The following is an 18,453-nucleotide window of genomic DNA, read 5'->3' as shown; positions in this document are numbered from 1 at the left end:
CGGATCAGCCCAGGTTGTCCTGAATCACGCCCAACACTTTGCGCGCTGTTTCAGCTGGCGCAACGGTGTTGATGTTCTTCTCGACGGTGACTTGCACGCTGTCGCCAACCTTGCTCAAACGAATCTGATAACGCTCGGCGCGGGTTTCGATCTCTTCCTTGGTCGGCGCGCTGCCGAACAATTTGCTGAAGAAACCTGGCTCGGCGTCTTTCTTCTCGGCTTTTTCCGCCACGTTGATGTAGTACAGGCCCAGGCTGCGGTTGATGTCTTCAACACGCCAAGGGCCTTGTTCCAACGCGCGACCGACACTGGCCCAGGCACGGTCCAGATCTTCACCCAGGTTCAGCACCACGTTGCCGCTGCCGTCTTCGGTGAGGCTGACGCGGCTCGGGGTATCGTAATCGCGTGCGGCGAGCAGGGAGATCGAACCGCCCTTCTCGGAAATACGGCTCATGCTGGCCAGCATCTCGTCGACCAGTGCGGCGTCGACGCCGGTGTTGACCGAGCGGTTGGTGAACTCGACGTTGGATGTGCTGCCGGCAGGACGCTCGGCGCTGACCACATAGACTTCACTGGTATTGCGCTGCACGCCAGGCTCGATGCGTACACGTACACGGGCTTCGCTGTCAGCGGCGATACCGCCGGACTGCAAACGCTTGGCCATGCTGGCGGACAGCTCGCTGCCCTGCTGCCACGCCGTGGTGAACTCACCGGTCTGCGGGCGCTGCTCGTCGATGCGGAAGCCATTGTCCTGGAAGAACTGCACCGCCACCGGCCAGACTTCGGCAGGTGGGCGCTGTGCCACGATCCAACGCGAATCGCCGCTCTTCTGCAGGCTGTAGTCGCTGGTATTCGCCACGGCCGAGATCGGCTGTGGACGCGGCACCACGTACTCACCCTTGGCAGTGTCGTCGGCGACATTGCGCGGAATCGGCAGCAACGGGTCAAGGCGCTTGGCGACATTGACGTCCGGCGGCAGTTGCATCGGTTTGGTTGCTTGTGCTTCCAGGTAATCGCTGCCGCGGTCACGGAAGTAGCCTTCCGGGCCCCAGATCCAACCGCAGCCGCTGGTGCTGGAGATAATCAAGGCAAGTGCGGAAAGTCCGGCCAATCGCTTCATGCGTAGTGCTTCCTCAATTAAACCAGGACGCCGGACTGGCGCAGGGCCTGTCGCAGCGGTTCGTGACAGGCTTCGCTGAGGCGGGTGAGCGGCAGACGGATACCGTCCGGCATCATGCCCATCTCGAACAGCGCCCATTTCACGGGAATAGGGTTGGATTCGATAAACAGTGTCTTGTTGAGCGGCATCAGCTTCTCGTGAATCGCACGCGCGGTCACGGCATCGCCGGCGAGGGCGGCGGCGCACATGTCGCTCATGGCACGCGGGGCCACGTTGGCGGTCACCGAGATGTTGCCCTTGCCGCCCAGCAGGATCAGCTCGACAGCGGTGGCATCGTCGCCGGAATACACCAGGAAGTCGCTGCTCACGCCTGCCAGGATGTCCTTGGCGCGCTGCAGGTCGCCGGTGGCTTCCTTGATGCCGATGATGTTCGGCACGGTGGACAGGCGGATCACGGTCTCGGCCTTCATGTCGCACGCGGTGCGACCTGGCACGTTATAGAGGATCTGCGGGATATCGACCGCTTCGGCAATGGTGCGGAAGTGCTGGTACAGGCCTTCCTGGGTCGGCTTGTTGTAGTACGGGGTCACCAGCAGGCAGGCGTCGGCGCCGGCTTTCTTGGCGTTCCTGGTCAGCTCGATCGCTTCACGCGTCGAGTTGGCGCCCGTACCGGCGATCACGGCGATACGGCCCGCGACACGCTTGACCACGAACTCGATGACCTGGATGTGTTCTTCCACGTCGAGAGTGGCCGACTCACCTGTGGTGCCGACCGCCACAATGGCGTTGGTGCCCTCTTGCAGGTGGAAGTCCACCAGTTTGCCCAGGCTATCCCAGTCGAGACGACCTTGTGCATCCATGGGTGTGACCAGTGCCACCATACTGCCCGCAATCATGCAACCGCTCCTGCCGGAAAAAGAGAGCCGTAATGGTACTGGCGCCAAGATGCTTGTACAAGCGAAGTACCGCCTGAGGATGCGTTCTGGCGCAACTAAACGACGGGCATTGCCATCATTGCGCGAAAGTGCGGGTCGAGACGGGGTAAAAACCCGCCGATCACGCAATGAAAACGCCACCTCCTATCCCTTGGCGACGCTTTTCGCTACCCTTCATGCTTTGATCGATACAGCCCTCACCGTATCGACCGCTCATCGTTTTAGGAAGGCTGCATGTCCACCCCCACAGTTCGCGAACAATTCCTTGTTATCAGTGCCCTCGGCGCCAACCCCATGGAGCTGACCAACGTCCTGTGCCGCGCCAGCCATGAAAACCGCTGCGCCGTCGTCACCTCTCGCCTCACCCGCCATGGCGAGTGCAGTGCGCTGGTGCTGCAGATTTCCGGCACCTGGGACGCCCTGGCACGCCTGGAGACCGGCCTGCCGGGCCTGGCCAAGAAGCACGACTTCACCGTCAATGTGGTACGCAGCGCCGCGCTGGAAAACCGCCCGCAGGCCCTGCCTTATGTGGCGTATGTCAGCTCGGCCTACCGCTCGGACATCGTCAACGAGTTGTGCCAGTTCTTCATCGACCATAACGTCGAGCTGGAAAACCTCACCTGCGACACCTACCAGGCACCGCAAACCGGCGGCACCATGCTCAACGCCACGTTTACCGTGACCTTGCCGGCCGGCGTGCAGATCAGTTGGCTGCGCGACCAGTTCCTCGACTTCGCCGATGCCCTGAACCTCGACGCCTTGATCGAGCCGTGGCGCCCACAGAACCCAATGTAAGGAAGCCCCCATGGCGGTAGTCATCGACAAACCCGTAGCCGATTTCGAAGCCCAGGCCACCAGCGGCCAGACCTTCAGCCTCGCAGCCCTCAAGGGCAAGCAAGTGGTGATCTACTTCTACCCGAAGGACAGCACCCCGGGTTGCACCACCGAAGGCCAGGGTTTCCGTGACCAGTACGCGGCGTTCAAGGCAGCCAACACCGAAGTGTTTGGCGTGTCGCGCGACAGCGTGAAGTCCCATGAGAACTTCAAGGGCAAGCAGGAATTCCCGTTCGAGCTGATCAGCGACAAGGACGAAGCGGTTTGCCAGCTGTTTGACGTGATCAAGCTGAAGAAGCTGTATGGCAAGGAATACCTGGGCGTGGATCGCAGCACCTTCCTGATCGACAAGGATGGCGTGCTGCGCCAGGAATGGCGTGGCGTGAAAGTGCCAGGGCATGTGGACGCCGTGCTGGCGGCCGCCCAGGCTTTGCACAACGCGTGAGCATCATCGGGAGAGGGCGCACGCGCCCTCCCCTCGCTTCAGAGTAAGGGCGCCACCACCGGTTCCTGCCGCGGCCATGCATCCAGCACCGCCTTGAACAGCGTCGCCAGAGGGATCGCAAAGAACACGCCCCAGAACCCCCACAACCCGCCGAACAACAATACCGCGCAGATGATCGCCACCGGATGCAGGTTGACCGCCTCCGAGAACAGCAGCGGCACCAGTACGTTGCCGTCCAGGGTCTGGATGATGCCGTACACCGCCATCAGGTAGATAAACTGGTCGCTCCAGCCCCACTGGAACAAGGCGATCAACGTGACCGGCACCGTCACCACCACCGCGCCGACATACGGCACCACCACTGAAATGCCCACCAACAATGCCAGCAGCGCCGCGTAGTTCAGGTCCAGGGCAATAAAGGCGATGTAGGTCACGCCGCCACAGATGATGATCTCGATCACCTTGCCGCGAATGTAGTTGGCGATCTGCCGGTTCATCTCCTCGGCCACCCGGGTGATCAGCGCACGCTCACGCGGCAGATAGCCACTTACCCAGCGGCCGATCATCGCGCGGTCCTTGAGGAAGAAAAACACCAGGATCGGCACCAGCACCAGGTAGATCATGATGTTGACCAGCAACGGCAGGCTGGACAGGGAAAAGGTCACCGCCCACTGCCCGAACTTTCCGATCTCGCCGCGCGCCACTTCGATGGCTTGCAATACCTGCTCATCCGACACCAGATGCGGGTAGCGCTCCGGCAACAGCAGCAATAGCGACTGCCATTTGGCGAGCATGCCGGGCAACTCATTGAACAGGGTGATCAACTGGTGCCACAGCAGTGGCACGACCACCACGATAAATACCAGCAACAGCCCCATGAACAAAGCAAATACCAGCCCCACTGCCGCCGCGCCCGGTAAGCGCAGACGCTCCAGGGTGGTGACCAACCCCTGCATCAGGTAGGCCAGCACCATCCCCGCCAGCACCGGAGCGAGCATGCCGCCCAGGGTGAGGACGGCGGTAAAGGCCAGGAACAGCAGGACCGCCAGCACCACGGCTTCCTCGTCGGAGAAGTAGCGCTGAATCCAGTCTCGTAACACTTTGAACATCAATCAACCTCGGGTGGTGGGAAGCGGACGCTTCAGGCCTTGCGCAACCAATAACGGTAGACACCGGCGGCGTCTTCTTCATGCACCAGGGTATGACCGGCCAGCCTGGCAAAGGTGCGGAAATCACGCTGGGAACCGGCATCCGTGGCGATGACTTTGAGCACCGCGCCGCTGGCCAATCGATTGAGTTCGAGTTTGGCCTTGAGCAAAGGCAACGGGCAATTGAGGCCGCTGGCATCGAGTTCGGCATCAAAGGCTACAGCGTCGGTCATGGTTTTACTCCGGGCAAGCGTTCAGGTTGCTTAGAATATCTGGTCCGACGCTCAGTGTCCGGCTACAGTAAGCTCTTTGTCGAAAGGCTCTGTGCATGACTTTTTTGCGCCCCACCCTGCTGACGCTGGCCTGCCTGCTGGCCTCCCCGGCCTTTGCCGACGACCTGCCGTCACTTGGCGACGCCAGCTCAGCCATTGTCTCGCCGCAACAGGAATACCAACTGGGTCGCGCCTGGCTTGCCTACTTACGCGGCCAGGTGGCGCAGCTCAACGATCCGCAGCTCAAGGATTACGTCGAAACCAGCGTGTACAAACTGGTGGAGACCAGCCAGGTCAATGACCGCCGCCTGGAATTCATCCTGATCGACAGCCCGCAGCTCAACGCCTTTGCCGCACCTGGCGGTATCGTCGGGGTCAACGGCGGGCTGTTCCTCAACGCTCAGACCGAAGGTGAATACGCCTCGGTGCTGGCCCACGAATTGGCTCACTTGTCCCAACGCCACTTCGCGCGCGGCGTCGAAGCGCAACAGCGCATGCAGATCCCGATGATGGCCGCGATGCTCGGCGGCATCATTGCCGCCGCAGCCGGTGCGGGCGACGCCGGCATTGCTGCAATTGCCGGCACCCAGGCTGCGGCGATCCAGGAACAACGGCGGTTCTCGCGCCAGAATGAACAAGAGGCCGACCGCATCGGCATCCTCAACCTGGAGAAAGCCGGTTACGACCCACGCTCCATGCCGACCATGTTCGAGCGCCTGATGCGTCAATACCGCTTCGACGCCAAGCCGCCGGAATTCCTGCTGACTCACCCGGTGACCGAATCGCGCATCGCCGACACCCGCAACCGCGCCGAACAGGCCAAGCTCGGCGGCACCGAAGACAGCCTGCGTTATCAATTGATTCGCGCACGGGTGCAGCTGAAATACGAAGACACGCCAGGCCTCGCCGCCAAGCGCTTCCAGGCCCAACTGGACGAAAACCCGAAAAGCGACGTGGCGCGCTATGGTCTGGCCATCGCCCAAATCAAGGGGACCAAGCTCAAGGAAGCCCGGGAAAACCTGGCCCCGCTGTTGGCCAAGTCGCCCAACGACATTACCTACAACCTGGCGCAGATCGAACTGGACATCACCAACAACCGCTTGCCGGATGCCCAGCAACGCACTGACCGGATGCTCACCCAGTACCCCGGCAACTATCCGCTGAACCAGGTGCGAGTGGACCTTTTACTCAAACAGAACCGCACCGCCGATGCGGAAAAGGCCCTGGACGGTTTGCTCAAGTCGCGCCCGGACGATCCGGACGTGTGGTACCAGGTCGCCGAAACGCGCGGCTTGTCCGGCAATATCATCGGCCTGCACCAGGCGCGCGCCGAGTACTTCGCCCTGGTCGGCGACTTCCAGCAAGCCATTCAACAACTGGACTTCGCCAAGCGCCGTGCCGGCAGCAACTTCCCACTGTCGTCACGTATCGACGCACGCCAGCGTGAGCTGATCGAACAGGAACGCTTGGTGAAAGGAATGATGGGCTAAACCCACCGCCCACAAAAAAGCCCCGCCCTCGTTAAACGAAGGCGGGGCTTTTTGATGCGCCGGTGTTACTCAGCCAGCTTGAAGGTAATGAAGCTGGCACGGCCCTGACGCAGGACGCGCATCGAGACCGAACGGTTCTTCGGCAGCGCCTTGGCGATGTCGGTGAACTGCTTGGTGCTGTCGATGGCCTGATTGTTCAGGTGAGTGATCACATCGCCTGGCTGCAGGCCGATCAACGCGGCAGGACCGTCCTGCACTTCCTTGATCACCACGCCGCTTTTCAGGTCGAAGGCCTTCTTCTGCTCGTCCGTCAGCTCGGCCACGGCAATACCCAGGCGATTGCTGCTGCGCTCGGCGCCCGGCTTGGCGCTACCGAGGGCATCGAGGGTCGCGCCTTCTTCCGGAATGGCGCCGACGGTCAGTTCAACGTTCTGGCGTTTGCCTTCACGGATCACTTCCAGCTTGGCTTTGCTGCCCGCCTTGAGCGCGCCCACCAAATGCGGCAGGTCTGCCGACATGACGATCGGCTGGCCGTTCATGCTCAGAATCACGTCGCCGACTTGCAGGCCGCCCTTGGCTGCCGGGCCGTCGTCCTGGATCTGAGCGACCAGCGCACCGGCCGGCTTGTCGAGGCCGAAGGACTCGGCCAGGTCCTTGTTCACTTCCTGGATCACCACGCCCAACCAGCCACGGCTGACTTTGCCGCCGCTTTTGAGTTGGTTGGAAACGTCCATGGCCACGTCGATCGGGATGGCGAACGACACGCCCATGAAGCCACCGGAGCGCGTGTAGATCTGCGAGTTGATGCCGACCACCTCGCCGTTCAGGTTGAACAGCGGGCCACCGGAGTTACCCGGGTTGATCGGTACGTCGGTCTGGATGAACGGCACGTAGTTTTCGTTGGGCAGGCTGCGGCCGATGGCGCTGACGATGCCTTGGGTCACGGTGTGGTCAAAGCCAAACGGCGAACCGATCGCCACGACCCATTGCCCGGCCTTCAGGTCCTGGGACTTGCCCAGTTTCAGCACAGGCAGGTCCTTGCCGTCGATCTTCAGCAACGCCACGTCGGAACGTGGGTCAGTGCCGACCAGCTTGGCTTTCAACTCGCTGCGGTCAGCCAGACGGACGAGGATCTCGTCAGCGTCGGCAATCACATGGTTGTTGGTCAGGATGTAGCCATCGGGCGAGATGATGAAGCCTGAGCCCAAGGACTGCGCTTCACGCTGGCCACCGCCACCACGGGGCGCGCGTTGTTGCGGCATGCCACGCTCGAAGAACTCGCGCAGCATCGGCGGCAGGCCTTCCAGGTCCGGCATCTGCTGGTCGGAGACTTTGCGCTCGGGCAGTTTTTGCGTGGTACTGATGTTCACCACGGCAGGCGAGGCCTGCTCGACCAATTGGGTGAAATCAGGCAGCTCGACCGCTTGCGCGGGCACGGCCTGACCCAACACCAACAATGTGGCGACTATGGATAAATAGGACTTCAAGCGTGGTATCGACATACAGCTCCCGTTACGACGAGCAGGGTTGGGCGACAGGGTTCTGGAAACGCCGGAAACTGTGACCGACATCTCCGTTCCGCGAACAAAACATGGTCAGCGCCGACAAGCCCTGACCTATAAAAAATATGAGAGATTTTTGCAAGTGAAAATGCTGGACCAGACATTTCATGACGCTCGGCAGCCAACCTCGCATGGACGTAGGGTGAAAGGCCAGGATGAACATAAGATTAACGATTCACGGCTTGGCGGCTGGTTTTTTTTCACCGCGCACCGACAGCGCGATGCGCTCGGCGGTGCCCATGGGGATTTCGCCCACTACCGTGACCATCATTTCGCCATCCACCGTATTCAGCCGACGCGACACCGCCACCGTCGGGCCCAACTGGGTACGGGTTTCGGTAACGCCGGATTCGCCGATCGGCTCAAGAAATACCGAAAACCGCGCCAGCCCATCTTCATACATCCGACTGTCGACCGTCGCTTTGGTCTGGGTGTCTTTGCGCGCATTGCTGCTGGTCAACTGGAAACCCGGCGGCAACCATTCCAGATGCCAGTCCTGGGCAGGTTGCACCTCGGGCGCTTTAGCCGTGGCCACTGCAATAGGCGTGCAATCGCCAGTGGGTTGCAAGTCGCGATCATCCGGCGTGACCGAGGTGTTCAATCGCGTGAACTGGAAACGCTCCAGCAACTGCCCCTGATCGTTCACCAGCAGGGATTTAAGGGGCAACGCGGTTTCGCGGTCCAGGTGCAACTCAAAACCATAGCGGTATTGGTCACGCGGAGTGATCGACACAATCACCGCATTTCGACCGGCCACGCGAGATTTACCGATGACGGCCAGTTCATAGAATTGCGCGATTTTTTGCGGATCAAGCGCACGTGAAGGGGCATCACGCGAATTGCCGAGGCCGGCGACAAGAGTGCCGCTGACGCATTGCGTCCGACCGTCTACCCGCACGACTTCCTGAGCCGAACCGTCGAGCTGCAAAAGCCGCTCGCGAACCTGACCGTCCTGGACACGATGCCAGATGTCGTGGGTAGAAAAATTGCCGTTACGCTCGTAGACGAACGTACCTTGGAAGCTTTGCTGTTGCTCAGCACGCCCAAGTCGAGTCAACCAGTCTTGGGCATCATCGGCGTGGGCGGGGAGTGCAAACCAACCACTGAGCAAAAGCGTAAGGAGCGGTATGGCGCGCATAGTGCTCCTCAACGGTTCAACGGTTTTCCAGGCTTGCCGCGCGAGCATAAGGCAGAGCGCTTTCAGTGCCTTTCAAGGCCGATTCCTGTGCGTGTTGGCGCAGGTAGCCTGGAAGACGCTGATCCTGCCAGCCGGATTGCCCTTGAAGCACACCGTTCGCCATCGGGCCGGTAGTGTCGGAGCTTTCCTTGTAGCCTGCCAGTACGGCGGGGCCCTTGACTTGCGGGCCAGCCATGATCGGTTGCTGAGTCTGCTGGGCCAGTTCGGCACCGGCGATTTCGTCCTGGTTGTACAGGCGAACACCAGCCAGAACGGCAACAGTCACCGAAGCGGCCACTGCCAGGCGACCCAGGCTACGCCATGGCCCCCGCGCAGCTTTTGCCGGAACGGCTTCATCAGCCAGTGCAGCAGAAACGGCCGCAGCAATATCCAGACGAGGGATTAGAAGATCCTTGTGCATCACCGCCCGAGCGACTTGGTAACGAGACCAGGTATCACGGGTTTCGGCATCACCGAATGCATTGAGCACCCGACGAAGTTCCAGTTCATCCGCTTCGTTATCCATCACTGCGGACAGCGATTCCTGCAGGGCATCACGACTCATGGCGGTTCCTCTCTTGGCTGTCGCCGCTGTCTTTAGTTTTCCTGCAACAACGGTTGCAAGGCTTTATCGATGGCTTCCCGGGCCCGGAAAATCCGTGACCTTACAGTCCCCACCGGACACTGCATGACGCTCGCAATGTCTTCATAACTCAGACCATCGAATTCACGTAAAGTTAACGCCGTCCGTAAATCTTCTGGCAGTTGCTGAATAGTGCGATGAACGGTGCCTTCGATCTCGTCGCGCAGCAATGCACGCTCCGGCGACTCGAGATCTTTGAGGCCGTGATCACCATCGTAAAATTCTGCATCTTCCGAACTGACATCACTATCTGGTGGGCGGCGTCCGCGAGACACCAGATAGTTCTTCGCCGTGTTGATGGCGATGCGGTAGAGCCACGTGTAAAACGCGCTGTCACCGCGGAAATTGCCCAGCGCACGGTATGCCTTGATAAAGGCTTCCTGTGCAACGTCCTGCGCTTCATGGGTGTCGTGCACAAACCGCACGATCAACCCGAGAATTTTGTGCTGGTATTTCAGCACTAGCAGATCAAAAGCTCGCTTGTCGCCGCGTTGAACGCGCTCGACCAGCTGCTGATCCTCTTCCTGGGTTAGCATGAACACTCCTCGTTGTACTTGAAGGAGGCTTGCATAACTGAACGATCAGGCTTGCAAACATAGACTCGGACTTTCCGCAAAAGTTCTCCCCTCCAAGCAAGTTTCCGGCATGCACTGATTTGGCACACACGAAAAACGCAGCGCGGGCAATGCCGGCTGCGCGAATAATCTTGTCGCCGGTTTCCTGACGCGTCCAATGCTCCCGACGGGCCAATAAACTCAACGTTTTCCCAGCTTTCGGGCAACCTGCTATTGAGTCGGGGCTTATGCAAAAAGTTCCCACTTCAATAACCGGTCCATTTACCTTGGCCGTGCACCGTAATTTCACATTGCCACGAATGCGCGGCTATTGTGCCGCTCCCCCCCTCTATATACTAGTAGCCCGTGTGACCCTTTGATTCGCCGATCCAGGCGTCCTGTTTGCGCCAGCCCCTGTGGATCGCTTTTTGCGGAATCCTTCAAATGAGCCAACAGTTTCAACACGATGTCCTGGTGATCGGCAGCGGCGCAGCCGGCCTGAGCCTTGCGCTGACCCTCCCCAGCCACCTGCGCATTGCGGTGCTGAGCAAAGGCGACCTGGCCAATGGCTCGACATTCTGGGCCCAGGGCGGTGTTGCCGCCGTGCTGGACGACACCGACACGGTGCAGTCCCACGTCGAAGACACCCTCAACGCCGGCGGCGGCCTGTGCCACGAAGATGCGGTGCGCTTTACCGTCGAACATAGCCGCGAAGCCATTCAATGGCTGATCGACCAGGGCGTGCCGTTTACCCGTGACGATCACGCGGGCAGCGATGACGGCGGCTTCGAGTTCCACCTGACCCGCGAAGGCGGGCACAGCCACCGCCGCATCATCCACGCCGCCGACGCCACCGGGGCCGCGATCTTCAGGACCCTGCTCGAACAAGCCCGCCAACGCCCGAATATCGAACTGCTTGAGCAACGGGTCGCCGTCGACCTGATCACCGAGAAACGCCTGGGCCTGTCGGGCGAGCGCTGCCTCGGCGCCTATGTACTCAACCGCAACAGCGGCGAAGTCGACACCTACGGCGCGCGCTTCACCATTCTCGCCTCGGGCGGCGCGGCCAAGGTCTACCTCTATACCAGCAACCCCGACGGTGCCTGTGGCGACGGCATCGCCATGGCCTGGCGCTCGGGCTGCCGGGTGGCCAACCTGGAATTCAACCAGTTCCACCCCACCTGCCTGTATCACCCGCTGGCCAAGAGCTTCCTGATCACCGAAGCCCTGCGCGGCGAAGGCGCGCACCTGAAACTGCCGAATGGCGAGCGCTTCATGCAACGCTTCGACCCGCGCGCCGAACTGGCCCCGCGCGATATCGTCGCCCGCGCCATCGACCATGAAATGAAGCGCCTGGGCATCGACTGCGTCTACCTGGACATCAGCCACAAGCCCGAAGCGTTTATCAAGACTCACTTCCCGACGGTCTACGAGCGCTGCCTGGCCTTCAATATCGACATCACCAAAGGCCCGATCCCGGTGGTGCCGGCCGCGCACTACACCTGCGGCGGCGTGATGGTCGACCAACACGGGCGCACCGACGTGCCCGGCCTGTACGCGATCGGCGAAACCAGCTTCACCGGCCTGCACGGCGCCAACCGCATGGCCAGCAACTCGCTGCTCGAATGTTTCGTCTATGCGCGTTCGGCGGCAGCGGACATCCTTGAACAACTGCCGCAGATCCCCGTCCCAGCCGCCCTGCCCCGCTGGGACGCGAGCCAGGTGACCGATTCGGACGAAGACGTGATCATCGCCCACAACTGGGACGAACTGCGACGCTTCATGTGGGACTACGTAGGGATCGTGCGGACCAACAAACGCCTGCAACGCGCACAACACCGCGTGCGACTGTTGCTGGATGAGATCGACGAGTTCTACAGCAACTACAAAGTCAGCCGCGACCTGATCGAATTGCGCAACCTGGCCCAAGTGGCGGAACTGATGATCCGCTCGGCCATGGAGCGCAAGGAAAGCCGCGGCCTGCATTACACCCTCGACTACCCGCAGATGCTGCCCGAGGCCCGCGATACTATTCTGGTGCCAACCACCTACGCCGACTGAACTTCAGGCGAACCCGCAGGCGCCGGTGTACATCGGCGGCCTGCGAATCCTTGGGCACACAGATCGACCGCACCGCCCATTCGCCCTGCACCCGATAGCGCAGCACCACGATCAACGGCAACGCCAGGCTGTCGGGACGCAGTTGCACGCGGTGCCAGCCGCGCGCTTCGCTCCACAACTGCCACCCGCTTTCGTCACGGCGCAGGCCGCGAATCGACGAACGGTGAGTCAGCCGGATATGGCGCGGGATAACCCAGGCGGCGTGAGCCAGGCACAGCAACAGGCCAAGGCTTGAATAAGGCAAATCGACAAGCAGCAGCGCACCCAGTGCGGACGACTGGGCCAGGAGATAGGCCGCCAGCAACAGCCGCGAGGCCTGCCAGCGGCATTCGAAGGCGGGATTACTTGGGCTGGACACGATCCAGGATCATCCGAACCATGCGCTGCAGCTCCGGGTCTTCCGATTCAGCGCGTTCCATGAACCAGCCGAACATGTCCTGGTCTTCGCATTCCAGCAGGCGCACGTAACACTTGCGATCCACCTCGTTAAGGGTCGAGTAAACCTCTCTGACGAATGGCACCAGCAACACGTCCAGCTCAAGCATGCCGCGACGGCTGTGCCAGTAGAGGCGATTGAGTTCTACATCTTCGACCATGGAACGCTCCTCAAATAGATTGCAAGTATACAGGCCCCAAGGCAGCGGAACAGTCGGCTTTGGTCGCCCCCTACAGAAACTATCCATTTGTCGGGCGCCCCTCTATGATGCACCTAGACTTTTTGACCTGCGATGACCCATGGCCGACTCTGCTTTCTTCTGCCCACTGACCCACGAAGGCGTTCTCGCCGTCCGCGGCGCCGACGCTGCCAAGTTCCTGCAGGGCCAACTCACCTGCAACCTCAACTACCTGAGCGACACCCAGGCCAGCCTCGGCGCGCGCTGCACGCAAAAAGGGCGCATGCAGTCGAGCTTTCGCATCCTGCTGCAAGGTGATGGCGTGCTCTTGGCCATGGCCACCGAGCTGCTGGAACCGCAACTGGCCGACCTGAAGAAATACGCGGTGTTCTCCAAATCCAAACTCACCGACGAAAGCGCCGCCTGGGCACGTTTCGGCCTGGCGAACGCGGATCATGCCCTGGCGAGCCTGGGCCTGGAACTGCCGGCCGCGACCGACAGCGTCGTCCGCAGCGAACAATTGATCGCCATCCGCGTATCCCCTGGTCGCGTCGAACTCTGGGCGCCCGCCGAGCAAGCCGAAGCTGTGCGCAGCCAATTGGCCGCGCAGTTGCAAACGGCTGACTTGAATGACTGGCTGCTGGGCCAGGTGCGCGCCGGTATCGGCCAGGTCATGCCGCAGACCCGCGAGCTGTTTATCCCGCAGATGCTCAACCTGCAGGCCGTGGGCGGCGTCAGTTTCAAGAAAGGCTGCTACACCGGCCAGGAAATCGTCGCGCGCATGCAATACCTGGGCAAACTCAAGCGTCGCCTGTACCGCCTGAGCCTGAATACCGCTGAATTGCCCGAGCCAGGCACGCCGCTGTTTTCTCCCAGCCACAACAGCTCGATCGGCGAAGTGGTGATCGCGGCAAAAGCTGACCAAATGGTGGAACTTCTGGCGGTTCTGCAAGCCGAAGCAGCCGAGAGTGGTGATGTGCATTTAGGCACCCTCGAAGGTCCCGGTTTGCAACTACTTGACCTGCCCTACCAATTGGATCGTGATCGAGAGATCCAGCACTGATCGTCGCACCCCTTTGCAACACCTTAGAGAGCATGAATGAACGAGCTGGCGGAAAAAGTCCAACAGGCTTTGATTGCGGCCATCGACAACGATGACCTGGTTCTGCCGACATTACCGGAAGTGGCCCTGAGCATTCGTCAGGCCGCCGAAGACCCGGAAATCGGCATCAGCCACTTGAGCAAAGTGATCGGTCGCGACACCGCGCTGTCGGCGCGCTTGATCAAAGTGGTCAACAGCCCGTTGTTGCGGGCGACGCAGGAAGTCACCGACCTGCACACCGCCATCACCCGGCTGGGCACCAACTACAGCAGCAACCTGGCGATCGGCCTGGTGATGGAGCAGATCTTCCACGCCCGTTCCGAAGTGATCGAACAGAAAATGCGCGACGTCTGGCGCCGCAGCCTGGAAGTGGCGGGCGTCAGCTACGCGCTGTGCCGCAGCCACAGCCAGCTCAAGCCGGACCAGGCAGCGCTCGGAGGCCTGGTGCACCAGATCGGTGTGCTGCCGATCCTGACCTATGCCGAAGACCATTACGAGTTGCTCTCTGACCCGGTCAGCCTCAACCACATGATCGAGAAAAGTCACCCAATGCTCGGCGACAAACTCCTGCGTGGCTGGGACTTCCCGGAGATGCTGGTCAAGCTTCCGGGCCAATACCTGGACCTGGAACGCGACTCCGCCAGCCTCGACTATATCGACCTGGTGCAAGTCGCCGTGCTGTATTGCCATCGCGGCACCGCGCATCCACTGGCGGATGTACCGATCACCAACCTGCCGGCAGTCAAGAAACTGCGCCTGGACCTTTACAGCGACAGCGTGCGTGCGGAACTGGATGAAGCGCGGTCGATGTTCTACTGATCAACCGGCGACAAAACTGACGCGCACTTTCAAGCCCGTCGGTTCACCATCATGCAGACTGATCTGGGCCAGATGCGCGCGACAGATTTCGCCGACAATCGCCAGGCCCAGACCGGAGCCCAGGCCCTGCTGACTGCGGCGATAGAAGCGTTCGAACACGCGGTCGCGCTCGTCCAGCGGAATGCCCGGGCCATCATCTTCCACTTCCAGCACCGCCGGTGCCGTCACGCGCAGGATCACATTGCCGCCAGGCGGCGTATGCGCCAGGGCGTTATCCACCAGGTTACTCAACAGCTCGTTGAGCAGCGTCGGTTCGCCGCGCAGCCACACCGGCTCGTCGGCTTCCAGCGCCAGCGCGACCCCACGCGCATGGGCCAACGGCGCCATGGCCATGCCCAGTTCGCGGGCCAGTTGGCTGAGGTCGAGCAATTGCGCCCCGCCTTCGGCAATCGCCCGTGCGCCGTTTTCGATGCGCGCCAAGGACAACAATTGATTGGCCAGATGGGTCAGGCGGTCGGTGCCTTGCGCGGCGGTTTCCAGGGTGCTGCGCCAGGTGGCCGGGTCTTCGGCGCGCAGGCCGAGTTCCAGGCGCGCCTTGAGCGCGGCCAGCGGCGTGCGCAGTTCGTGGGCCGCATCGGCGATAAACTGTGCCTGGCGCTCGAACTGGCCCCGCAGGCGTTCGGTGAAATGGTTGATGGAACGCACCAGCGGGCCGAACTCGAGCTGCACCTCGACCAGCGGCAACGGCCGCAGATCGTCGGGCTGGCGCTCTTCCACCGCCGTGCGCAAGCGCTCCAGCGGGCGCAACGCCGCGCTCACGGCAAACCACACCAGCAATAGCGCGCCGATGGCGAGCATGCCCAGGCGCAGCAAGGTGTCGGCCATCAGGCTGCGGGCCATGCTGACGCGGGCTTCATCGGTCTCGGCCACGCGGATTTCCGCCATGCCGTTCATGTTCGGTTCGGAAACCGCCTTGAGCAGGCTCACCACGCGCACGGCCTGGCCCTGGTACGTAGCGTTGTAAAACCGTGCCAATGCCGGGTAATCATCGGTGCGCGGCGTGCCAGGCGGCGGGCCGGGGAGGTTTTCGTAACCGGAAATCAGCTTCTGGTCGATGTCATTGACCTGGTAATAAATCCGCCCGGCGCTGTCGTAGGCAAAGGTGTCCAGGGCCACATATGGCACATTCGCGCTCAAGCTGCCGTCGACCTCGGTCAGGCCGGCGGCAATCGTGCGTGCCGAGGCCAGCAAGGTGCGGTCATAGGCGGTGTCGGCGGCTTCGCGGCCGTTCCAGTAGGCGCTCATGCCGCTGGCGACCATCAACAGCACCAGCAACAGCGCGAGGTTCCACAGCAGCCGCCAGCGCAGACTGCTGGGCTTATGCATCGCGCGCTTCCAGCAGGTAGCCGAGGCCACGGAAGGTGACGATGGCGATAGGCTGGCCGTCGAGTTTCTTGCGCAGGCGGTGTATGTAGATTTCGATCGCATCCGGGCTGGCCTCTTCGTCGAGGCCGAACACCTGGGCGGCCAGTTGCTCCTTGCTCATCACCCGGCCCGGGCGGGCGATCAGCGCTTCAAGCACAGCTTGCTCGCGGGACGTGAGGGTCAGCAGCTCGCCGCCGACCGTGAAGCGGCGGGTGTCGAGGTCGTAGACCAGCACGCCGCACGCCTGCTGGCGCTCGCCGCCGAGCACGCTGCGCCGCAACAGCGCCTTGACCCGCGCCTCCAGTTCCGTCAGCTCGAACGGCTTGGCCAGGTAATCGTCGGCGCCCAGGTTCAGGCCATGCACACGGTCTTTCACATCACTGCGCGCCGTCAGCATCAGCACCGGCAGATTTTTCCCACGCGCCCGCAAGCGCGCCAACACCTCGAAACCGTCCATGCGCGGCAAGCCCACATCGAGGATCGCCGCGGCGTATTCCTCACTGCCCAAGGCCAGGTCCGCGGCCACTCCGTCGTGCAGCACATCGACGGTCAGACCCGTGCTCTTGAGCGCCTGGGCGACACTTTCGGCCAGTTGCAAATGGTCTTCAACCAGGAGGACACGCATGGATTTCTACCTCATTCGGGGGTGGTCGGCGCCACGCTCTGCGAGGCAGTTTACAGGCGCCGCCTGGGCTGTGAAGCCCGAAAACATTGAAAGGCAACTGAAAGGTTAGTGAAAGCTTCACCCTTTAGCATCCAGCCACGGTAGGCCATGCCCGCCGAGCTGCCTGATCCGTAGCGCCCGAAAAACGCCTCGAAGCGTTTTCGTCAAATAAGAACAATAACGGAGTACTCAACGATGCTGTCGACACAGCCCCAGGCTTGCACGCCTGTGCGTTTTTCCCGCCTGACCCAAACCGCCCTTGCCAGCGCCGCCACCCTTGCCGGCTTTTCGCCGCTTGCCCAAGCCGCCTTCTTCGAAGACAGCAGCGCGACCCTGGAAACCCGCAACATGTACTTCAACCGCGACTTTCGCGACGGCACCAGCGCCCAGCAATCCAAGCGCGACGAATGGGCCCAGGGCTTCATGCTCAACCTGCAATCGGGCTACACCGATGGCACCGTCGGCTTTGGCGTGGATGCGCTGGGCATGCTCGGCGTCAAGCTCGACTCCAGCCCCGACCGCACCGGCACTGGCCTGCTGCCCACCCACGACGATGGCCGCGCCGCCAACGAGTATTCCAAGCTGGGCCTGACCGGCAAAGTGAAGATCTCCGCCACCGAACTGAAAGTCGGCGCGCTGATCCCCGAGCTGCCGATCCTCAAGCCCAACGACGGCCGCATCCTGCCGCAAACCTTCAACGGCGGCCTGATCACCTCGAAAGAGTTCAAGAACCTGGTGTTCACCGGTGGCCGTCTCGACAAGGCCAAGGACCGCGACGACACCAACTACGAGGACATCGCCCTCAACAACAAGAACAGCCGTTTCCTCAGCGGCGCCACCGGCAAGCACTTCAATTTCGGCGGCGTGGACTACAAGTTCGCCGACAAGATCACCGGCAGCTATCACTTCGCCCAACTCGACGACGTGTACCGCCAGCACTTCCTCGGCCTGGTGGCTGCGCGCCCGATGGGCCCCGGCACCTTCGCCACCGATCTGCGCCTGGCGATCAGCGACGACACCGGCGCCGCCCGCGGCGGCAAGATCGACAACACCTCCCTCAACGGCCTGTTCAGCTATGCCCTCAATGGCCATAAGCTCAGCGCCGGCTACCAGCACATGTCCGGCGACAGTGCGTTTCCGTATGTGGATGGCAGCGACCCGTACCTGGTCAACTTCGTGCAGATCAACGATTTTGCCGGCGCCGAGGAACGCTCCTGGCAGGCACGCTACGACTATGACTTCGCCAAGCTGGGGATTCCCGGCCTGAGTTTCATGAGCCGTTACCTATCGGGTGACCATATCAAGCTCAAGAACGGCGAGACCGGCAAGGAGTGGGAACGCAACAGCGAGATCAAGTACGTGGTGCAAAGCGGCACGTTCAAGGATGTCGCCGTGCGCCTGCGCAATGCGACGTATCGTTCCAACTATTCAGCGCGTGATGCGGATGAAGTACGCCTGCTGGTCAGTTACAGCGTCGCGCTCTGGTAAGCAGTGCCTGGTAATAGCCACTCATAACAACAACGACGGA

19 protein-coding genes are annotated in these 18,453 nt (G+C 61.5%); 7 read left to right on the top strand and 12 right to left on the bottom strand.

Annotation, left to right across the window (positions count from 1 at the left end):
- Positions 1-4: 4 nt before the first annotated feature.
- Together bamC and dapA are read right to left on the bottom strand one after the other, a co-directional pair.
- Positions 5-1,120 carry an outer membrane protein assembly factor BamC gene (bamC, locus tag ACP7E3_RS20080; protein ID WP_046384365.1) on the bottom strand — a complete coding sequence of 372 codons (1,116 nt, stop codon included), beginning with the start codon at positions 1,118-1,120 and terminating at the stop codon, positions 5-7.
- Positions 1,121-1,137: 17 nt separating this feature from the next.
- A complete protein-coding gene (gene dapA, locus ACP7E3_RS20075; RefSeq protein ID WP_017844918.1) occupies positions 1,138-2,016 on the bottom strand; it encodes a 4-hydroxy-tetrahydrodipicolinate synthase in 879 nt (292 codons plus the stop codon).
- Between the two features lie 273 nt (positions 2,017-2,289).
- Here dapA and ACP7E3_RS20070 point away from each other — a divergent pair, with 273 nt between their 5' ends.
- Entirely contained in the window at positions 2,290-2,850 is a 561-nt protein-coding gene (locus ACP7E3_RS20070; protein ID WP_003172487.1) for a glycine cleavage system protein R, read from the top strand.
- A gap of 10 nt (positions 2,851-2,860) precedes the next feature.
- A complete protein-coding gene (locus ACP7E3_RS20065; protein ID WP_046384366.1) occupies positions 2,861-3,334 on the top strand; it encodes a peroxiredoxin in 474 nt (157 codons plus the stop codon).
- Positions 3,335-3,372: 38 nt separating this feature from the next.
- Here ACP7E3_RS20065 and ACP7E3_RS20060 read toward each other — a convergent pair whose 3' ends face one another.
- Together ACP7E3_RS20060 and ACP7E3_RS20055 are read right to left on the bottom strand one after the other, a co-directional pair.
- A complete protein-coding gene (locus ACP7E3_RS20060; RefSeq protein ID WP_017844916.1) occupies positions 3,373-4,443 on the bottom strand; it encodes an AI-2E family transporter in 1,071 nt (356 codons plus the stop codon).
- Between the two features lie 32 nt (positions 4,444-4,475).
- Positions 4,476-4,715: a sulfurtransferase TusA family protein gene (locus tag ACP7E3_RS20055; RefSeq protein ID WP_017844915.1), complete on the bottom strand. Its 240-nt coding sequence runs from the start codon at positions 4,713-4,715 to the stop codon at positions 4,476-4,478.
- Between the two features lie 95 nt (positions 4,716-4,810).
- Here ACP7E3_RS20055 and ACP7E3_RS20050 point away from each other — a divergent pair, with 95 nt between their 5' ends.
- Positions 4,811-6,244: a M48 family metalloprotease gene (locus tag ACP7E3_RS20050; RefSeq protein WP_057004971.1), complete on the top strand. Its 1,434-nt coding sequence runs from the start codon at positions 4,811-4,813 to the stop codon at positions 6,242-6,244.
- 65 nt (positions 6,245-6,309) lie between these two features.
- Here the strand turns inward: ACP7E3_RS20050 and ACP7E3_RS20045 are convergent, their stop codons facing one another.
- From ACP7E3_RS20045 to rpoE, 4 genes are all read right to left on the bottom strand, one after another.
- Positions 6,310-7,746, bottom strand: coding sequence for a DegQ family serine endoprotease (locus ACP7E3_RS20045; protein ID WP_177030268.1), 1,437 nt, complete (start codon positions 7,744-7,746; stop codon positions 6,310-6,312).
- 235 nt (positions 7,747-7,981) lie between these two features.
- On the bottom strand, positions 7,982-8,944 hold the full coding sequence (locus ACP7E3_RS20040) for a MucB/RseB C-terminal domain-containing protein (RefSeq protein WP_046384369.1): 963 nt from the start codon (positions 8,942-8,944) through the stop codon (positions 7,982-7,984).
- Between the two features lie 16 nt (positions 8,945-8,960).
- Positions 8,961-9,548 carry a sigma-E factor negative regulatory protein gene (locus ACP7E3_RS20035; protein ID WP_046384370.1) on the bottom strand — a complete coding sequence of 196 codons (588 nt, stop codon included), beginning with the start codon at positions 9,546-9,548 and terminating at the stop codon, positions 8,961-8,963.
- A gap of 32 nt (positions 9,549-9,580) precedes the next feature.
- Complete coding sequence (rpoE, locus tag ACP7E3_RS20030; RefSeq protein ID WP_003172477.1) at positions 9,581-10,162, bottom strand: RNA polymerase sigma factor RpoE; 582 nt, start codon at positions 10,160-10,162, stop codon at positions 9,581-9,583.
- A gap of 462 nt (positions 10,163-10,624) precedes the next feature.
- On the opposite strand from rpoE, the gene nadB reads away from it, so the two are divergent.
- Complete coding sequence (gene nadB / locus ACP7E3_RS20025; protein WP_017844910.1) at positions 10,625-12,241, top strand: L-aspartate oxidase; 1,617 nt, start codon at positions 10,625-10,627, stop codon at positions 12,239-12,241.
- Here nadB and ACP7E3_RS20020 read toward each other — a convergent pair.
- Positions 12,210-12,659, bottom strand: coding sequence for a protein YgfX (locus tag ACP7E3_RS20020; RefSeq protein ID WP_017844909.1), 450 nt, complete (start codon positions 12,657-12,659; stop codon positions 12,210-12,212). The genes nadB and ACP7E3_RS20020 overlap by 32 nt on opposite strands.
- Positions 12,643-12,897: a succinate dehydrogenase assembly factor 2 gene (locus ACP7E3_RS20015; protein ID WP_057004969.1), complete on the bottom strand. Its 255-nt coding sequence runs from the start codon at positions 12,895-12,897 to the stop codon at positions 12,643-12,645. The genes ACP7E3_RS20020 and ACP7E3_RS20015 overlap by 17 nt, the downstream gene beginning before the upstream one ends.
- Before the next feature lie 139 nt (positions 12,898-13,036).
- On the opposite strand from ACP7E3_RS20015, the gene ACP7E3_RS20010 reads away from it, so the two are divergent.
- The gene (locus ACP7E3_RS20010) at positions 13,037-13,978 is read left to right on the top strand and encodes a YgfZ/GcvT domain-containing protein (protein ID WP_426124152.1); all 942 of its coding nucleotides are present in this window, start codon (positions 13,037-13,039) and stop codon (positions 13,976-13,978) included.
- 36 nt (positions 13,979-14,014) lie between these two features.
- Positions 14,015-14,836 carry an HDOD domain-containing protein gene (locus ACP7E3_RS20005; protein ID WP_017844907.1) on the top strand — a complete coding sequence of 274 codons (822 nt, stop codon included), beginning with the start codon at positions 14,015-14,017 and terminating at the stop codon, positions 14,834-14,836.
- Here ACP7E3_RS20005 and ACP7E3_RS20000 read toward each other — a convergent pair whose 3' ends face one another.
- The gene (locus tag ACP7E3_RS20000) at positions 14,837-16,222 is read right to left on the bottom strand and encodes a sensor histidine kinase (protein WP_017844906.1); all 1,386 of its coding nucleotides are present in this window, start codon (positions 16,220-16,222) and stop codon (positions 14,837-14,839) included.
- Positions 16,215-16,886, bottom strand: a complete 672-nt coding sequence (locus tag ACP7E3_RS19995) for a response regulator (RefSeq protein WP_017844905.1) — start codon at positions 16,884-16,886, stop codon at positions 16,215-16,217. The genes ACP7E3_RS20000 and ACP7E3_RS19995 overlap by 8 nt, the downstream gene beginning before the upstream one ends.
- 234 nt (positions 16,887-17,120) lie before the next feature.
- Here ACP7E3_RS19995 and ACP7E3_RS19990 point away from each other — a divergent pair, with 234 nt between their 5' ends.
- Positions 17,121-18,413: an OprD family porin gene (locus ACP7E3_RS19990; RefSeq protein WP_046384374.1), complete on the top strand. Its 1,293-nt coding sequence runs from the start codon at positions 17,121-17,123 to the stop codon at positions 18,411-18,413.
- Positions 18,414-18,453: the final 40 nt, after the last annotated feature.

The organism is Pseudomonas sp. PSPC2-3 (assembly GCF_049898265.1).
Lineage (GTDB): Bacteria > Pseudomonadota > Gammaproteobacteria > Pseudomonadales > Pseudomonadaceae > Aquipseudomonas > Aquipseudomonas veronii.
This window is presented reverse-complemented; position numbering and strand designations above follow the sequence as displayed.

Coding starts and splice junctions, on each gene's coding strand:
- bamC (WP_046384365.1), bottom strand. CDS start 1,120: ATGAAGCGATTGGCCGGACTTTCCGCACTTGCCTTGATTATCTCCAGC.
- dapA (WP_017844918.1), bottom strand. CDS start 2,016: ATGATTGCGGGCAGTATGGTGGCACTGGTCACACCCATGGATGCACAA.
- ACP7E3_RS20070 (WP_003172487.1), top strand. CDS start 2,290: ATGTCCACCCCCACAGTTCGCGAACAATTCCTTGTTATCAGTGCCCTC.
- ACP7E3_RS20065 (WP_046384366.1), top strand. CDS start 2,861: ATGGCGGTAGTCATCGACAAACCCGTAGCCGATTTCGAAGCCCAGGCC.
- ACP7E3_RS20060 (WP_017844916.1), bottom strand. CDS start 4,443: ATGTTCAAAGTGTTACGAGACTGGATTCAGCGCTACTTCTCCGACGAG.
- ACP7E3_RS20055 (WP_017844915.1), bottom strand. CDS start 4,715: ATGACCGACGCTGTAGCCTTTGATGCCGAACTCGATGCCAGCGGCCTC.
- ACP7E3_RS20050 (WP_057004971.1), top strand. CDS start 4,811: ATGACTTTTTTGCGCCCCACCCTGCTGACGCTGGCCTGCCTGCTGGCC.
- ACP7E3_RS20045 (WP_177030268.1), bottom strand. CDS start 7,746: ATGTCGATACCACGCTTGAAGTCCTATTTATCCATAGTCGCCACATTG.
- ACP7E3_RS20040 (WP_046384369.1), bottom strand. CDS start 8,944: ATGCGCGCCATACCGCTCCTTACGCTTTTGCTCAGTGGTTGGTTTGCA.
- ACP7E3_RS20035 (WP_046384370.1), bottom strand. CDS start 9,548: ATGAGTCGTGATGCCCTGCAGGAATCGCTGTCCGCAGTGATGGATAAC.
- rpoE (WP_003172477.1), bottom strand. CDS start 10,162: ATGCTAACCCAGGAAGAGGATCAGCAGCTGGTCGAGCGCGTTCAACGC.
- nadB (WP_017844910.1), top strand. CDS start 10,625: ATGAGCCAACAGTTTCAACACGATGTCCTGGTGATCGGCAGCGGCGCA.
- ACP7E3_RS20015 (WP_057004969.1), bottom strand. CDS start 12,897: ATGGTCGAAGATGTAGAACTCAATCGCCTCTACTGGCACAGCCGTCGC.
- ACP7E3_RS20010 (WP_426124152.1), top strand. CDS start 13,037: ATGGCCGACTCTGCTTTCTTCTGCCCACTGACCCACGAAGGCGTTCTC.
- ACP7E3_RS20005 (WP_017844907.1), top strand. CDS start 14,015: ATGAACGAGCTGGCGGAAAAAGTCCAACAGGCTTTGATTGCGGCCATC.
- ACP7E3_RS20000 (WP_017844906.1), bottom strand. CDS start 16,222: ATGCATAAGCCCAGCAGTCTGCGCTGGCGGCTGCTGTGGAACCTCGCG.
- ACP7E3_RS19995 (WP_017844905.1), bottom strand. CDS start 16,886: ATGCGTGTCCTCCTGGTTGAAGACCATTTGCAACTGGCCGAAAGTGTC.
- ACP7E3_RS19990 (WP_046384374.1), top strand. CDS start 17,121: ATGCTGTCGACACAGCCCCAGGCTTGCACGCCTGTGCGTTTTTCCCGC.